This window comes from Paenibacillus vulneris (assembly GCF_039543185.1).
In the GTDB taxonomy this organism is placed as follows: domain Bacteria; phylum Bacillota; class Bacilli; order Paenibacillales; family NBRC-103111; genus Paenibacillus_S; species Paenibacillus_S vulneris.
The window spans coordinates 17,212-32,357 of the sequence record NZ_BAABJG010000005.1 but is presented as its reverse complement, the minus strand read 5'-3'; the positions used below and the strand labels follow the sequence as shown (position 1 = coordinate 32,357).

Annotated in this window: 11 protein-coding genes; 10 read left to right on the top strand and 1 reads right to left on the bottom strand. The window is 47.8% G+C overall.

The window, feature by feature from the left end:
- Nucleotides 1-9 precede the first annotated feature (9 nt).
- The 7 genes from ABEA66_RS05160 (at nt 10) to ABEA66_RS05130 (ending at nt 10,751) form a co-directional block, all read left to right on the top strand.
- Nucleotides 10-1,590 carry a response regulator gene (locus tag ABEA66_RS05160; protein WP_345586682.1) on the top strand — a complete coding sequence of 527 codons (1,581 nt, stop codon included), beginning with the start codon at nt 10-12 and terminating at the stop codon, nt 1,588-1,590.
- Between the two features lie 204 nt (nt 1,591-1,794).
- The gene (locus tag ABEA66_RS05155; protein ID WP_345586680.1) at nt 1,795-2,700 is read left to right on the top strand and encodes an ABC transporter permease; all 906 of its coding nucleotides are present in this window, start codon (nt 1,795-1,797) and stop codon (nt 2,698-2,700) included.
- Between the two features lie 2 nt (nt 2,701-2,702).
- On the top strand, nt 2,703-3,572 hold the full coding sequence (locus tag ABEA66_RS05150; RefSeq protein WP_345586678.1) for a carbohydrate ABC transporter permease: 870 nt from the start codon (nt 2,703-2,705) through the stop codon (nt 3,570-3,572).
- Nucleotides 3,573-3,638: 66 nt separating this feature from the next.
- Complete coding sequence (locus ABEA66_RS05145; protein WP_345586676.1) at nt 3,639-5,216, top strand: type 2 periplasmic-binding domain-containing protein; 1,578 nt, start codon at nt 3,639-3,641, stop codon at nt 5,214-5,216.
- 75 nt (nt 5,217-5,291) lie between these two features.
- The gene (locus ABEA66_RS05140; protein ID WP_345586674.1) at nt 5,292-7,943 is read left to right on the top strand and encodes a glycosylhydrolase-like jelly roll fold domain-containing protein; all 2,652 of its coding nucleotides are present in this window, start codon (nt 5,292-5,294) and stop codon (nt 7,941-7,943) included.
- 47 nt (nt 7,944-7,990) lie between these two features.
- Nucleotides 7,991-8,893: a nucleoside hydrolase gene (locus ABEA66_RS05135; protein ID WP_345586672.1), complete on the top strand. Its 903-nt coding sequence runs from the start codon at nt 7,991-7,993 to the stop codon at nt 8,891-8,893.
- Between the two features lie 286 nt (nt 8,894-9,179).
- Nucleotides 9,180-10,751, top strand: coding sequence for a type 2 periplasmic-binding domain-containing protein (locus tag ABEA66_RS05130; RefSeq protein WP_345586670.1), 1,572 nt, complete (start codon nt 9,180-9,182; stop codon nt 10,749-10,751).
- Nucleotides 10,752-10,882: 131 nt separating this feature from the next.
- Here the strand turns inward: ABEA66_RS05130 and ABEA66_RS05125 are convergent, their stop codons facing one another.
- Complete coding sequence (locus ABEA66_RS05125; RefSeq protein ID WP_345586668.1) at nt 10,883-11,707, bottom strand: AraC family transcriptional regulator; 825 nt, start codon at nt 11,705-11,707, stop codon at nt 10,883-10,885.
- 124 nt (nt 11,708-11,831) lie between these two features.
- Here ABEA66_RS05125 and ABEA66_RS05120 point away from each other — a divergent pair, with 124 nt between their 5' ends.
- From ABEA66_RS05120 to ABEA66_RS05110, 3 genes are all read left to right on the top strand, one after another.
- Complete coding sequence (locus tag ABEA66_RS05120; protein WP_345586666.1) at nt 11,832-14,135, top strand: glycoside hydrolase family 2 TIM barrel-domain containing protein; 2,304 nt, start codon at nt 11,832-11,834, stop codon at nt 14,133-14,135.
- A 33-nt stretch (nt 14,136-14,168) separates the two neighbouring features.
- On the top strand, nt 14,169-14,348 hold the full coding sequence (locus ABEA66_RS05115) for a hypothetical protein (protein WP_345586664.1): 180 nt from the start codon (nt 14,169-14,171) through the stop codon (nt 14,346-14,348).
- Between the two features lie 153 nt (nt 14,349-14,501).
- On the top strand, nt 14,502-15,101 hold the full coding sequence (locus ABEA66_RS05110) for a glycerol-3-phosphate responsive antiterminator (RefSeq protein WP_225947853.1): 600 nt from the start codon (nt 14,502-14,504) through the stop codon (nt 15,099-15,101).
- Nucleotides 15,102-15,146: the final 45 nt, after the last annotated feature.

Here is a 15,146-nt window from a genome sequence, read left to right as displayed (position 1 = left end):
TGCTTTGGGATGAGGTTGATCTTGGTGGATGATGAGAAGGGCATTGTAGATGGTCTCAAAATAATGATAAGCCGCTATATTCCGGAATGCGAGATTGTCGGCGCAGCTTACAATGGGGTGGAAGGGTTCCAATTAATTCAAAAACTTCGACCCGACATTGTCATTACAGATATTCGGATGCCTCAGGCCGACGGGCTCGATATGATTAAGATGCTGAAGGAAAAGGGCAGCCAGGCTAAGTTCATTCTCTTAAGCGGATATGCCGACTTCGAATATGCCCGAAGGGGTATACAGCTTGGTGTGCAGTTTTATATTAATAAACCGGTTGAGGAGGAGGAGCTGCGCGAATGTGTTTATCAGGTCATCGAGGCAGTCCGTGCGGACAAGGCAAAGCTGCAGGAGGTCGACGAACTGAAGCAGGAGGTTCAAAGCCGGATTCAAGAGAGCGCCTTGCGCGATATCCTCGATATCGGCAGCGATAATACTCTTGCGGAGGAACTGCTTCGAATTGCGCAGATACCAACGGAGGGGACTAATTACGCATGTATCCTGCTTGAATTCTATGGCAATGTCGATGCCTTAAAGGAGCATGGTCTTCAGCCGGTATTGGCCCAAATAGACCGAGTCCTGAGGCAATACCGAGGAGTGTATCTGCTGCGTTATTCGGGTGCGCAATTTGCCATGGTGGTTACTCAGGGAGGAACTATTGGGTATGCAGATCTTGTTCGTTCGGTACGGCGTCTTAAGGAGGAGCTGTTCGGGCAGCTGGGACTGTCCATGACCGTCGGTATAGGAACGGTTCAGAATCGGGCCGCCGGTATCAGCCAATCCTTTGAGGAAGCCCGTTATGCGTTAAGCTATAAAGTTGTCAAAGGGGCAGACACCGTAATCCCATTTCCTGAGATCATGAATCTGTCGGGACGCAGCCAGCCTGTTCCCGAAGCCATGATTGCTAAGCTGGAAGCAGGCATCGACAACATGGACGAGATGGAATGTGCAAGCATCATCCGCGAGATCTTTCGGGGGATGGAAGCCGAACCCGGCATGAATCCGGCAGACCTTCAGCTGCAGTGCTTGAACATTCTTTTATCAAGTGTCCGGAAGATGTCCTTTCAGCAACTGCAGCAAAACGATTTCCTGGGCCGGCATATATTATCATTGGAGGGCATTTCGCGATTTCAGACGCTGGTCTCTCTGGAGGAATGGATGGTTGAGGTCATCCGTAGAATTATTGCGTTCAAGATCGAGCATAACATACCTAAGAAGAAGGACATTATCAGTGAGGTCAAGGAATATGTGTCTACACACTATAATGAACCGATTACCCTAGCAGACTTAGCTGCACGGTTTTTCATAAGCCCCTATTATTTAAGCCAGTTTTTCAAACAAAAGACAGGGGATACTTATGTGAATTTTTTGTCGCAGGTCCGAATCGGCAAGGCAAAAGAGCTGCTCGAGAAGACAGATTTGAAAGTATATGAGATTTGCCAGATGGTAGGCTACTCCGATTCGCAGCATTTTACCCGGCTGTTCGAGAAATTGACCGGGAGCAAGCCAAGCGAATACCGCAAGAATCTGTCTAAAATGTAAATCGATGTTATATAGCCGTTTGGCCGGAAGGAGTATCCATCAGGGTTCAGGTTTTCAACAATCTCCCCCACTATGTGGGGGGGGGGGTTAAATTCTTAAAAAAGACCTTGTTTAAACTTAAAAATGCCCCGTTGAGAGCTTTTCCCCCTGAATGTATAGTTACTGTGTAAGCGAATTCAGCAACTAGATATTGGGGGGAACAAATTGAAAGCAGTCGCATTTCATCGAATGAAGGTATATTGGCCGCTGTATGTCATGGCGATACCGGGGATCATTTTTCTTATTGTTTTTAAATATATCCCACTTGCCGGTGCCGTTATTGCCTTTAAGGATTATTCGGTTTTCAAAGGATTTATCGATAGTCCCTGGGTGGGTCTCAAACATTTTCAAACTTTGATTCATCATCCAGACTTCGCAAAAGTGTTCGGTAACACAATGATGCTAGGATTTCTTAAGCTTGTTCTGGTCTTCCCTGTACCTGTTTTGCTGGCGCTGATGATCAACGAGATTCGAAAATCGGCGCTGAAAAAAGGGATTCAGACCGCTCTGTACATTCCGCACTTCTTGTCTTGGGTTATCGTTGCGGGTATTATCTTCGATTTTTTCTCTATAAGCGGATTGTTCAATATTGTCATGGGCTGGTTTGGACATGAACCTTTGCTCGCCATGCAGGAAAGCGCATACTTCCGACCTGTCTACGTGATTGCATCTATATGGAGGGATGCCGGTTGGGGAACTGTGGTATACATGGCTGCGATCAGTGCAATAGATCCTCAGCTTTATGAATCAGCAATGATTGACGGTGCATCCAAGTTTAAGCAGATTCGTCACATTACGTTTCCGCTTCTTTTACCTACTGTGTTGGTGCTGTTCCTGCTTGAAATCGGTAACTTCTTGGATTTGGGCTTTGATCAAGTGTTCAACATGCTCACTCCTATGACTTACAGTGTAGGAGATATTCTCGACACGTATGTGTTCCGAACAGGAATTCAGCAGGCGCAATATAGCTTCGCTACGGCGGTGGGTTTATTTCAGTCCGTGATTGGATTTGTCTTGGTATTCATCTTCAATAAGATGTCAAAGAAAGTTTCGGATGGGGGGCTCTGGTAGATATGTTTGAATCCAGAGGGGAAAAAATATTTGTTTCAACAATTACAGTCGTTCTCATCCTACTGTCTATCATAGCGCTCATACCGCTCCTGTCCGTGATCTCGACATCGTTCAGTTCCAAAAGCGCAGTCGATATGAACCTGGTCACCATCTGGCCGAAACAATTTACGTTTGCCTCTTGGGGACATATCATCGACCGTCCCGACCTATGGAAGTCGTTCTTCCTGACGCTCGGCTCGACAGTGATCGGCACTGTGCTCGCTTTGCTAATGACCGCTTTACTGGCGTACCCGCTGTCAAAACAAGAGTTTAGCTGGGGGCCCGTCATTATGGTCGGCGTGGTCATCGCGATGATCTTCAAGGCACCCATTGTACCTTACTTTCTGACGGTCCGCGGCATTGGTCTTTACAATAACCCGCTGGTCCTGGTCCTGCCGCATATTTTGAATCCGTTCAACTTGATTATCATGAGAACTTTCTTTAAGGGATTTTCCAAGGAATTGGAGGAAGCCGCCTTTCTTGAAGGCTGCGGATATTTCCGGATGCTGTTCCAATTCGTCCTTCCGTTGTCCAAGGCAGTGCTAGCGACTCTTGCTTTATTCTATGGTGTCGTGCTGTGGAACCAGTTTCAACATCCGCTCCTTTTCTTGCAAAATCCGGACTGGTTCCCGCTACAGATCAAGATCCGGCAGTTCATCACCGACGACAATGTGATCATGGCGGGTGCTGTTTCTACGAGTGATCTAAACTTCAATGAGCGGACTTTAAGAGCAGCGACCGTTATCTTTGCTATTATCCCCATTATCTTGGTCTATCCATTCTTGCAGAAATACTTCGTCAAAGGAGCCATGATTGGCTCGGTAAAGGGGTAATACGACATTTTCGGTTTAAAGGCAAGATCACATAAACGATCATTACGATATAAGGGGGAACAACACATGAATTTTAAAAAGATGGGGTTATTATCAGCGGCAGGTGTCCTTGCGATTACTGCTGTAACCGGCTGCGCCGGAAACTCGAATTCCTCAGCAGATTCAACATCAGGTCAGAACCAAGCGTCGGGGGATGGAGTTGTCGATATTGAAGTATGGGGAACCAATATCGGCTACAAACCCATCACCAAAGGCAGTAAGACTTATGATTTTCTTAAGGAGAAGCTGGGCGTCGGCGTGATCAGTCCGTATGTAGAATGGGGCGGAGGCACCAACTACTTGAACCAGTTGAATCTGAAGATCGCCGCAAACGAAATGCCCGATTTGTTCCTGCCCTATAACGGCAGCGAAAGCAGCTTGGCCAAAAACGGCGCTATCGCCGATCTGACCGACCTGCTGCCGAAATATGCGCCGAATGTATGGAATAACATTCCGCAGGATGTTTGGGAGGTTGTCAAAGCAAACGACCCTACCGGGCAGGGAAGAATTTATTATATTCCTCAGGTCGTGGACTACGGAAGATACGCTGGCATGATTCGTCAGGATTGGCTGGACAAGCTGGGCTTGCAAATGCCGAAGACGCAAGAGGAATATGTAAAAGTTCTTGAAGCATTTCGGGATAAGGATCCCAATGGAAACGGACAGAAGGATGAGGTGCCTACCGGGGGGCGTCAAGAAGCCCGTTGGATGGACCATTTGTTTGCTATGTACGGTGTGGCCATGTTCGAAGGCCAACCCGATTGGGATATGTACGACGGCAAGCTGACTTATTCCGCAGTAACGCCGAATATGAAAGCCGCCTTGGAATTCCTTGCCAAATTGTACAAGGACGGATTATTGGATAAGGAATCCCTTTTGAACGACAAGCCCAAGTGGGAGGGCAAAGTGAACTCGAATAAGGCAGGTAACTACTTCCAATGGGTAGAAACGCTCAATCTTAATTTGGACGCTATGCAAAAGAACACGGGCGTGAAGGCCCAGTTCTCTATACTTCCGATACCGGAAGTCCCGGGCTATAAAGGTTTCTATACTTCGAAAAGAAGGATGTCCCCGCAATGGGTCATCAAAAACAGTAAGGACCAGACGAAGCTGATGGCTTCTTTGAAGCTGCTTAACAATATGTACGACAAGAAGAATTGGAAGGATCTGTACCTTGGTGTAGAAGGAATGCACTATACGATGAAGGATGGCAAAGCTGTCAAACTTCCGGATGACAAGAGCACACAGGAGAATATTGGGTTATTTAATCCGGCTTCACCTCTGGCGACCCTTGATTTTACAATCGATCTTCTTAAGAGTACTGCATCGGCAGACGATATGTGGGAGATTGATCAGACCGTCAAAAATATGCAAGAAGCTCAGAAATATACCAAGCACATTGCTGGCGATGGCTTGCCGGTAAGTGTCTACGACGGCTACCCGGACATCAACAATCGAACTTTGTATATCGAATACGCAACCAAGATTATCCTTGGACAATATCCGATCAGTAAGTTCGACGAATTTGTAGACAAGTGGAACAAATCGGGTGGCGAAGAAGTAACAAAGCGCGCGAGAGACTGGTACGCAAAAATGAAGAAATAATTGTTTGATCAAGCACAATCCGCCTTGCTTCGATTCGAAGTCGGGCGGATGTTTCAATAATAGGGGGGCTAACACATGAGAAATCGAATTAGAGAAGTACTCGAGGGGCAAGAGCATAATTATATCCTTCCTTTTCTCTGGCAGCACGGCGAGGAGGAACAGGCAATTCGGGAGGAGATGGCCCGTGTTCAGGAATCCGGAATCGGGGCCGTTTGCGTGGAGGCGCGACCACATCCTGATTTTCTCGGACCGAAATGGTGGAAGGACATGGACATCATTATGGAGGAAGCCCGGAACCGAGGCATGAAGGTGTGGATGCTCGATGACGATCATTTTCCGACGGGTCATGCGGCAGGCAAGGTGAAGGAGGCTCCGGAAGAGCTTCATCGCATGTTCCTGGGAGAACGATATATCGATACCATCGGTCCTGCCCAAGGTACATCTCTGCTGGTGGATACTCTGCTATTGCATGGACTTCGGCCGACTATCTCGCTGAGTCACAATGCGAGCGGTCGGAACAAGCTAATTTCCGTAGTCGCGGTACGTCGAGATCCGTCTAGCGGATCATTAACCGATGACTCGATGGACTTAACCGAACTTGTACAAGAGGGCATCTTATACTGGGATATCCCAGAAGGATATTGGCGCATATTCGTTATTTCGGAGAATAAGGATGGCGGCAGCAAACAGCAGGCCGATTATTTGAACCCGCTGGATCGGGATTCCGTGCGGATTTTGCTCAATACGGTATATGAGGCTTTTTATGATCGGTACAAAGCGGATTTCGGAAAGACATTCGTTGGTTTCTTTTCGGATGAACCCGGGTTTTACAATGACGAGAAAACGTTCGATTTCAACTCGAAACCCGGAAAGCAGGGGGTTCCGCTTCCCTGGAGCCGGGACATGCCGGCCCTGCTGGAGGAAGCCCTGGGGCCTGATTATCGGAAGCATTTGCATCTCCTCTGGCATGATGAAGGAGAACGGTCGAATAGGGTACGGTATCATTATATGAATATCGTCAGCAAGCTCTACGCGGAAAGCTTCTGCAGTCAAATCGGAGAATGGTGCAGAGCCCGCGGAGTAGAATACATCGGACATGTCCTTGAAGACAACAACGTTCACGCAAGGCTCGGTCCCAGCACCGGACACTTCTTCCGCTCGCTCTGGGGGCAAGACATGTCAGGGCTCGATGTGGTGCTGTGGCAGATCGTTCCCGGCTTCGATGAAATGTCTTTCCGCCAGCCAACGAGTGGTGAGACGGATAGCGAATTTTACCACTATGGTCTCGCCAAGCTTGGCGTATCTCTTGGACACATCGATCCGAAGAAACAAGGCCGGACGATGTGCGAATTGTATGGAGCCTATGGCTGGACGGAAGGCTTAAAGCTGATGAAATGGCTCACAGACCATATGCTCGTTCGCGGTGTAAACTATTTTGTCCCGCATGCCTTTACTCAAAAAGCTTTTCCGGACCCGGATTGTCCTCCGCACATGTATGCGAGCGGGCAAAATCCGCAGTACCGTTACTACAAGCATTTGAATCGCTATATGAATCGGATCAGTCACTTAATCTCAGGAGGAAGACATATGGCGACCGCGGCGGTCGTGTACCATGCTGAGGCCGAATGGTCCGGGGAGGCGATGTATTTTCATAAACCCGTGAAAAAATTAATGCAGCATCAGATTGACTGCGACGTTCTCCCCATCGATGTGCTTTTGGAAACGGGGATCGTAGAGGACAACAAGCTGCTTGTGAATGGCGAGGATTACGAGTGCCTGATCGTGCCCTATGCAGAAGCGCTTCCGGCGGCGATGATTCAGCGTTTGGTCCGGTTTGCCGAACAAGGACTAGTTGTTCGTTTTGTTGACGGGCTGCCGCTGCGATCGAGTGAGGGCAGCGATGTTTCTGCCGAACTGGCTTGTCTTGCCAATCACCGCAATGTGAAGCTTGCAGCTCTGGACTGCCTGGCGCAAGACCTTATTGCGGACGGACATTATGATATTCGAGTTGACCAATACCAGCCTTATCTTCGGAACTATCACTATGTTCATGATGGTTTGGATGTGTTTATGTTCTTTAATGAACATCCAAATCAACCGATCAGCACGGAGATTGTTTTGCCCGTTCAGGGTGATGTCTATGCTTATGATGCCTTCCTAAATCGGTTGATCCTATTAAATGTGGAAAGGGAGAGGGACGCAACGGCGGTACAGCTTGTCCTGCATCCGTATGAATCTATCGTCCTTCTGCATGGAATTGATCTTGAAGGGTATGCAGCACACCCGCCGCATACAATTGGAACGTCTTTAGAGCTCCAAGGCGATTGGACTGTTTCCACAGCGAATGCAGAGAGCTACCCTCACTTTACGGAGTGGGGAAAACTGACGGCCTTAGTGAACATGAGCAGGCCTGACCATTTACCACGGTTTACGGGCACCTTCCGGTATGAAACGGAATTTGAGTGGAGCGAATCCGCAAGCCAGGCTCTATTGGATTTGGGCGAGGTCTACGAGACAGCAGAGGTATGGGTAAACGGCGAACAGGCCGGGGTGCGCATCTGTCCTCCTTATCACATACAGATAGGCAGTCTAAAGAAGGGCAGCAACAAGCTTGTCATCGAAGTTACGAATACGCTAGTGAAAGATCAGCGTGACTTCTTGTCTTCCTTTGCTCAGCAGGAACCAAGCGGACTCATCGGGCCTGTCAAGGTGAAAAGCATCATATAAAATGGAATTGCCGGAAGTAGCGAAATGTCATCCAGTGAGGTGCGATTATGAAACTTCTATACGATGTGCCGGACCCCAAAAGGATCCGTTTGATCGTGAACAGTGACGCCAAGAACGAAGCGGACGACCAGTATGCAATCGTTCATGCGTTGTTAACGCCTCAGTTTATGGTGAAAGGTCTGATTGGCGCTCATTTTGGCGAGGAGAGAAGCCAAACCTCGATGTTGGACAGTGTGAAGGAAATCGAACTCCTATTGGATCTAATGGGTATGTCGGGAGAGTATTCTGTTCTGCGTGGAGCGGATCGTGCCATGCAAGACGAGCGAATGCCGGTCATGTCCGAGGGGGCGAAGTGTATTGTGCGAGAAGCCATGTCCGATGATCAGAGGCCTTTGTTCGTCATTTTCCTTGGGGCCATCACCGATCTAGCTGCGGCTTATCTCATGAATCCGGCGATTGCCGACCGTTTGACAGCGGTATGGATCGGAGGTGGAGCTTGGCCGGAGGGTGGGACAGATTTCAACTTAAGGAACGACATTCACGCTGCGAACGTTGTGTTCAACTCTCCGATCCCGTTATGGCAGATTCCTAGAAACGTATACTGCAAAATGCGCGTCAGCATCGCAGAATTAAAACGGAGAGTGGAGCCATGCGGCGCCATCGGCCGATATTTATATCAACAATTGCTGGAAACCAATCAAAAATGGGCAAATAATCCGAGCTGGCCTAAGGGGGAAATGTGGACGCTTGGAGATTCCCCGGCGGTAGGATTGCTGATGCATGATCAGCCTTATGATTACGATTTGAAGCCCGCACCTCGCGTATCTCCGGATATGACCTACGTCCATTATCAATCGGAGAGACGAATCAGGGTATATCGAGACATCGATGTTCGGTTTATTTTGGAAGATATGTATGCCAAACTGGAGTTGTTCCATTCGATGCAGTGATTAGATTTCCCTATCCATTTTCTTTATATGCCATATCAACAGGCCTCGTCCCTTTCCCAGTGGATTGAGGCCGTTTCGCTATGTCTGCAACCCGGTATCATAATGTTTCCTGCTTGAATAAATTCTTAAAAATGCCCTTGTTTAAACTTAAAAATGCCCAATTGAGCGTCTTAACCTCCAGTTGTATAGTATCAATGTAAGCGGATTCAAATTCTTGAGCAACCCATGATTGGCACCGTAAAGGGAATTAGAAGCCTCACACATTCATTACGAGGGGGATCGAAACATGAATTTTAAAAAAATGGGGTTATTATCGGCGGCAGGCGTCCTCGCAATTACGGCAGTCACTGGCTGCAGCGGAAACACGAAATCTTCGGAAGGGTCGACTCAGAGCCCGACCGCCAATGCTGATGAGATTGTCGACATTGAAGTATGGGGTACCAACATCGGTTACAAACCGATCACCAAAGGAAGTAAGCTGTATGAATTGTATAAGGAAAAGCTTGGTGTCGGTGTCATCCATCCGTACGTGGAGTGGAACGGGGGCACCAACTATCTGAATCAGCTGAACCTGAAGATCGCTGCAAACGAAATGCCGGACCTGTTCCTGCCCCAGCAGGGCATCGAAGACAGCTTGGCAAAAAATGGCGCGATTGCCGATCTGACGGAGCTGCTGCCCAAATATGCACCGAACCTATGGCAAGCTATTCCGAAGGAAATGTGGGATGTGGTCAAGGCTAATGACCCTACCGGTCAGGGGAAAATTTATTACATCCCGGGTATGGTGGACTACGGCAGATACGCCGGCTTGATTCGCAAGGATTGGCTCGATAAGTTGGGAATGACAATGCCGAAGACTCAGGACGACTACGTCAAGGTGCTGGAGGCTTTCCGGGACAAGGATCCTAATGGCAACGGCCAGAAGGATGAGCTCCCCACGGGAGGCCGTCAGGAGGCGCGCTGGATGGACCATCTGTTCGCCATGTATGGGGTGGCCATGTTCGAAGGATATCCGGATTGGGACCTATATGACGGGAAGCTGACTTATTCTGCAGTAACTCCGAATATGAAGGCCGCCTTGGAGTTTATCGCTAAGCTGTATAAGGACGGTTTGTTGGATAAGGAAACGCTCCTGAACGACAAGGCCAAATGGGACGGCAAGGTGGAGGCGAATAAAGGAGGCAACTATTTCCATTGGGTAGAAACCGGCTATTTGCCTTTAGAAAATCTGTTTAAAAACACCGGCGTTAAGGCTGAATTTTCCGTTCTCCCAGTACCGGAGGTCGCGGGCTATAAGGGCTTCTACACGTGGAAGAGGTTTCAGCCGCCTGCCTGGGTCGTCAAGAATAACAAGGATCAGAAGAAATTGATGGCAACCCTGAAGCTGCTGAACAACATGTACGATAAAAAGAATTGGATCCCGCTGTATCTTGGCGTAGAGGGCATGCACCATACGGTAAAGGACGGCAAGCCGGCTAAACTTCCGGATGACAAAAGCACACAGGAAAACTTGATTCTTGATCCATATTCCAAAATATCTACTCTCGATTTCATGATGGATCTGAATAAGAATACAGCCTCGGAAGACAGAATGTGGGCTATTAATCAGGTGAACCGAAACATGCAGGAAGCTCAGAAGTATGCTAAGGTCATTGCCGGTGACGGTATGCCAGCCAGTGTGTACGACGGATTCCCGGACATCAACAATCGTACACTGTACGTGGAATATGCCACCAAGATTATTCTCGGGCAGTACCCGATCAGCAAATTTGATGAATTCGTAGACAAGTGGAACAAATCGGGTGGTGAAGAGGTTACGAAGCGTGCCAGAGAATGGTATGCAAAGGTAAAGAAATAATCATCCATCATCAAACCCGTTGTGAACGGGGAGTGGAACAGGTAGCAAAAAGAGCTGATAAGAGAAAGGTCTTATCTGCTCTTTTTACATTTCAAAGAAGATTGCTGCTTCACTTGCGGATCTAGTTCCTCTTAATGATGGATCCTTCTGAACTGGCTGGGACTTAAATGCTCCAGCTGTTTAAAGACGTAGCTGAAGTAGTTCGCATCCTCAAAACCGGACAAAAAGGCAATCTCCCTTATATGCATCTGCGGGTTTTGCAAGAGGAGCTCCTTGCTTTTATTAATTCTAACGGAATTAATATACTGGAAGATTCTTATATTCGTTGCTTTTTTAAATACGGTACATAAGTGCTGCGGCGTCATTCCGGTAATCTCAGCCATGGCTTCCAAAGTGAGAGGCATATTAAAGTTTTGATCAATATAAAGGAATAATGGCTTAAGCTTGAAATGCAGATTAGACGCGCTATTGTTAGGATTTACAGAGGTATACTGCAACAAGTCCGTGAGTAGGGAATAGATCACGCTGGAGCATTGGATGCTTTTTAAAGCGGAATCCGATTGTTCAATGTCCAGCACACTTTGAATTTTGGATAAAAACATATCGGGCCTGGATATATATAACACACCGGATTTTGTAATCCCGGCCGTTTTCACTAAAAAGTCTTCTACTTGATGACCGTCGAAAACCATCCAATCTACAATCCAGGAAGGACTAATGGCATAATACTCGTGGGGGGTTCCTTTGAACAAAAGCATCGCCATACCTTCCTTCACTCGAAAGGTTCGTCCCTCCGTCAGAAGCTCCCCCTCTCCCTCAATGCACTGAATCCACTGATACAAATATCCATTCGGACGTACGACATGCTCCTGATTCCAATTGGATCCCACATCTACAAGATAATAGGGGAGTTCCTTATCGGATTCCGTAATGATAGGTATGCGTCTCTTAATCATTAGATCACCTTAATATTTTGATAAGATACTTAAAATTGTTAGATTGTTCGGCTGATTATTGAACTCTATAATTTGAATATAACAAAGAAATCGCCACGACGGCAACGAAAGGATGATATTCATTATGAGCCGGAACGAGATCCAATTAATGAATGGATGGGAATTTACGTTAAAAGAGCCTGAAGATTCTAACTTCGAAGCGGTCAACCTGCCTCATGATTGGGCTATTCACGCACCCATTAACCGGAATATGAAGCAGGGGGAAGCTCAAGGATTCAGGGACAGATGGGGAATCGGTTGGTATAGGAGAAATCTTGTATTTCAAGAGATAAGGGAGGGGTATGTGTACCAGCTGCAATTCGATGGAGTTTACGAGAACAGTACGGTATGGGTGAACGGCCGAGAAGCGGGCGGACGAAAATATGGCTATTCCCGGTTTACGCTGGATATAACGGATTACATTCATCCAGGAGACAATCTGATTCTGGTTAAGGTGGACAACACTTCCTTCCCGGCAGACAGATGGTATTCGGGGGCAGGCATATACCGGACCGTGAAGCTTCTTGAACTCAACAAACACCACCTGAAGCCGGAAGACATTCAAGTGAAAACAGCCATCCATGGGGATACGGGTGCAGTAACCATCATGACAGGGGTCTCCTCCTTGGTAAAAGCATGTATTTCAGATGGAGCTTTGCGCATGACTGGTGAATCTGAGAACGGGACGATCCGCATTGAAATCCCGCAGGTAAAGCTGTGGAGTCCCGAGCAGCCGCATTTATATCCATTGGAACTGTCACTGTATGAAGGAAATCAAGTCGTAGATACGTATGAGTTGCGGATTGGAGTAAGAGACATCCAAATGATTGCAGGCAAAGGGATGTTTATCAACGGCAAAATGACGAAGATCAAGGGATTTTGCATTCATCAGGATGCAGGCTGCCTGGGAGTTGCCGTCCCATCGGAAATCTGGAAGGAGAGACTGCTACAATTCAAGGCCATGGGGTGTAATGCTATTCGAACGGCTCACCACATCCCTGCATCGGAGCTTCTGGATCTATGTGATGAACTGGGAATGCTTGTATACGAAGAGCCGTTTGATAAATGGACCGGCGGTTCCTATAGAAGGTACTTTGAGACGGAGTGGCAAGGCGACCTGGAATGTATGGTGAGAAGGGATCGGAACCATCCGTCTATCTTTATGTGGGGCGTTGGAAACGAAGTTGAAAACCAAGGGCAGGAATCCATGCTCAAGATTTTGAAAATGCTTAAGGAGCATCTTGTGACGCTTGATGATACCAGACCGGTTTCTTATGCCATGAACCCCCACTTTAAATACGAGAGTAACGTGGATCTTTCCAAGGTGAAGGATATTCAACAGTTCGTAGATGAAGTGAGCGATACGGAAATCTATAATTCCGATGAAAGAGTGGAGCGCATCCGGAGGATTGCTGAACTTGTCGACGTAATCGGTTGTAATTATCAGGAGCAATGGTACCCGGCCATCCATAAGGCCGTTCCTGATAAGTTGATATTGGGAACGGAGACCTTCCAATATTTCAGGGGGCATCCGGATCAGATGCAAAATTTCAGTGAGGAAGTCCCATGGATGGATGTGGAAAAGCATGATTATGTCATAGGCGGCATGCTTTGGACAGGCATCGATTATTTGGGCGAATCCATGGGGTATCCTGCCAAAGGATGGGCAGGCTCCTTGTTCTGGACGAACAACGAGCGTAAGCCGCTTTCCTACCTCTATCAAAGCTATTGGACAGAGGAACCGATGGTCTATTTGGCTGTGATGGACTATTCTTTGCAGGACGAAGGGGCCAAGGAACATTGGGATGCCCCAAGATACGCAAGCCATTGGAACTTTCCGCAGTTTAACAAGACGGTGATTCCTTATATGATCGCAACGAACTGTGAAGAAGTCACCGTCGATTTGAACGGCAAACCGTTCTATGTCAATAAACCATCCTCCTATCCCAATCGAATGATCACAGGCTTTCTTCCCTATTCACCGGGAACTATAACGGTCAGAGGTTATATTAGCGGGCAAGAGGTATGCACGTATACGTTGAAAACTGCAGGGCCTGCCGTAAAGCTTGGTTTTGATTCAGAAGAGCTCCGTCTGGAAGCCAAAGAGGGCTACCATACATTCTTTACCGTTCGTGCCAAGGACAGCGGGGACATACCGGTATTCCGGGAGAGTTCAAAAGTCAGTTTTCGTGTAACCGGGCCGGCTGAGATCGTTGCTGTTGATAACGGGGATCTTTGCTCGAGTGAAGCCTACGACAGGCATTGGATGCATATGTATCGGGGATGTGTCAGTACGGTCCTCCGGTTTACAGGAGAAAGAGGCCGTGTCGTATTATCCGCCTACTCTGAAGGAATGGCTCCGGGTCAGCTTGTTATCCATGTTATTTAACAAAAAATGAGCGAAGCGGGGCGTACGGCATGATTGATCACGGTGACAATCAGCGAAATCACGGTTATCGGCCGTAACCTGAATGGAAGCGGCTCCGCTTACAGCTTGCCGGTTGTGCAGCCGGTTAAGACAACTGCGCAAGAGGCAAAGACCCAGCAGCCCCGAAAGCTGGTTCCATTTCGGGTGCGGGGTCTTTTTGCTTTATCTCAATAAGGGACCGACGGAATGCTTGGCTAATCAGATTTGATTGAAGTCGAAATTTTCACTCTTTTTTCTGCCCTTTTAACGTTCCAATAACAATCATTTGTTAAGTTAGATACAGGATAACAAATTTGAGTTATGGGAACGAAGGGGGAGCGGTATACTTTGAAGCATGAACTGCACAATTATTGGGGCAACGATAGAATCATTCCGGCTGTGCGCAGACCGGAGGATTTATCGGCAGCTTGCCGTGGCGAGTGGCTGGCGGTATTTTTGCTGACCGGTGATTTATTTACGGTAGAGGATTATGTCACACAAGTGCAGCGTGCAGGGAAAAAGGTGTTTTTGCACGTCGATTTCATTAACGGGCTCGGCGGGGACCCGATCGTAATGAAATTTATAGCGGAGCGGGTAAAGCCAACAGGCATTATTTCTACCAAAAGCCATTTCATCAAGCATGCCAAAAAGAACGGGCTGCTGGCGATTCAGCGTCTTTTTCTTATCGATACGTCGGCGTTGGAGCATGGAATTCAGAACATCGAACAAAGCGGTCCCGATGCGGTGGAAATTATGCCGGGGCTGATTCCGCGCGTCATTACAACATTGAAGAACCGCATTTCATTGCCGATTATTGCCGGCGGGCTGATTCAAGACCGCAGCGAGATTGACACTGCGTTGCAGGCAGGGGCTAGTGCGGTTTCGATGGGCAGCAAGCATCTGTGGGTCCCTAGGGAGGAAGGAAATTTACAATTTTTTCAACACTAGTTGATGCAGCGATAACAAACCGTTGGTAGAGTAGGACTTGTAACG

Bases quoted from the DNA above. Each gene is read 5' to 3' on its own strand.
- ABEA66_RS05160 (WP_345586682.1), top strand. From the start codon at position 10: ATGAGGTTGATCTTGGTGGATGATGAGAAGGGCATTGTAGATGGTCTC.
- ABEA66_RS05150 (WP_345586678.1), top strand. From the start codon at position 2,703: ATGTTTGAATCCAGAGGGGAAAAAATATTTGTTTCAACAATTACAGTC.
- ABEA66_RS05145 (WP_345586676.1), top strand. From the start codon at position 3,639: ATGAATTTTAAAAAGATGGGGTTATTATCAGCGGCAGGTGTCCTTGCG.
- ABEA66_RS05140 (WP_345586674.1), top strand. From the start codon at position 5,292: ATGAGAAATCGAATTAGAGAAGTACTCGAGGGGCAAGAGCATAATTAT.
- ABEA66_RS05135 (WP_345586672.1), top strand. From the start codon at position 7,991: ATGAAACTTCTATACGATGTGCCGGACCCCAAAAGGATCCGTTTGATC.
- ABEA66_RS05130 (WP_345586670.1), top strand. From the start codon at position 9,180: ATGAATTTTAAAAAAATGGGGTTATTATCGGCGGCAGGCGTCCTCGCA.
- ABEA66_RS05125 (WP_345586668.1), bottom strand. From the start codon at position 11,707: ATGATTAAGAGACGCATACCTATCATTACGGAATCCGATAAGGAACTC.
- ABEA66_RS05120 (WP_345586666.1), top strand. From the start codon at position 11,832: ATGAGCCGGAACGAGATCCAATTAATGAATGGATGGGAATTTACGTTA.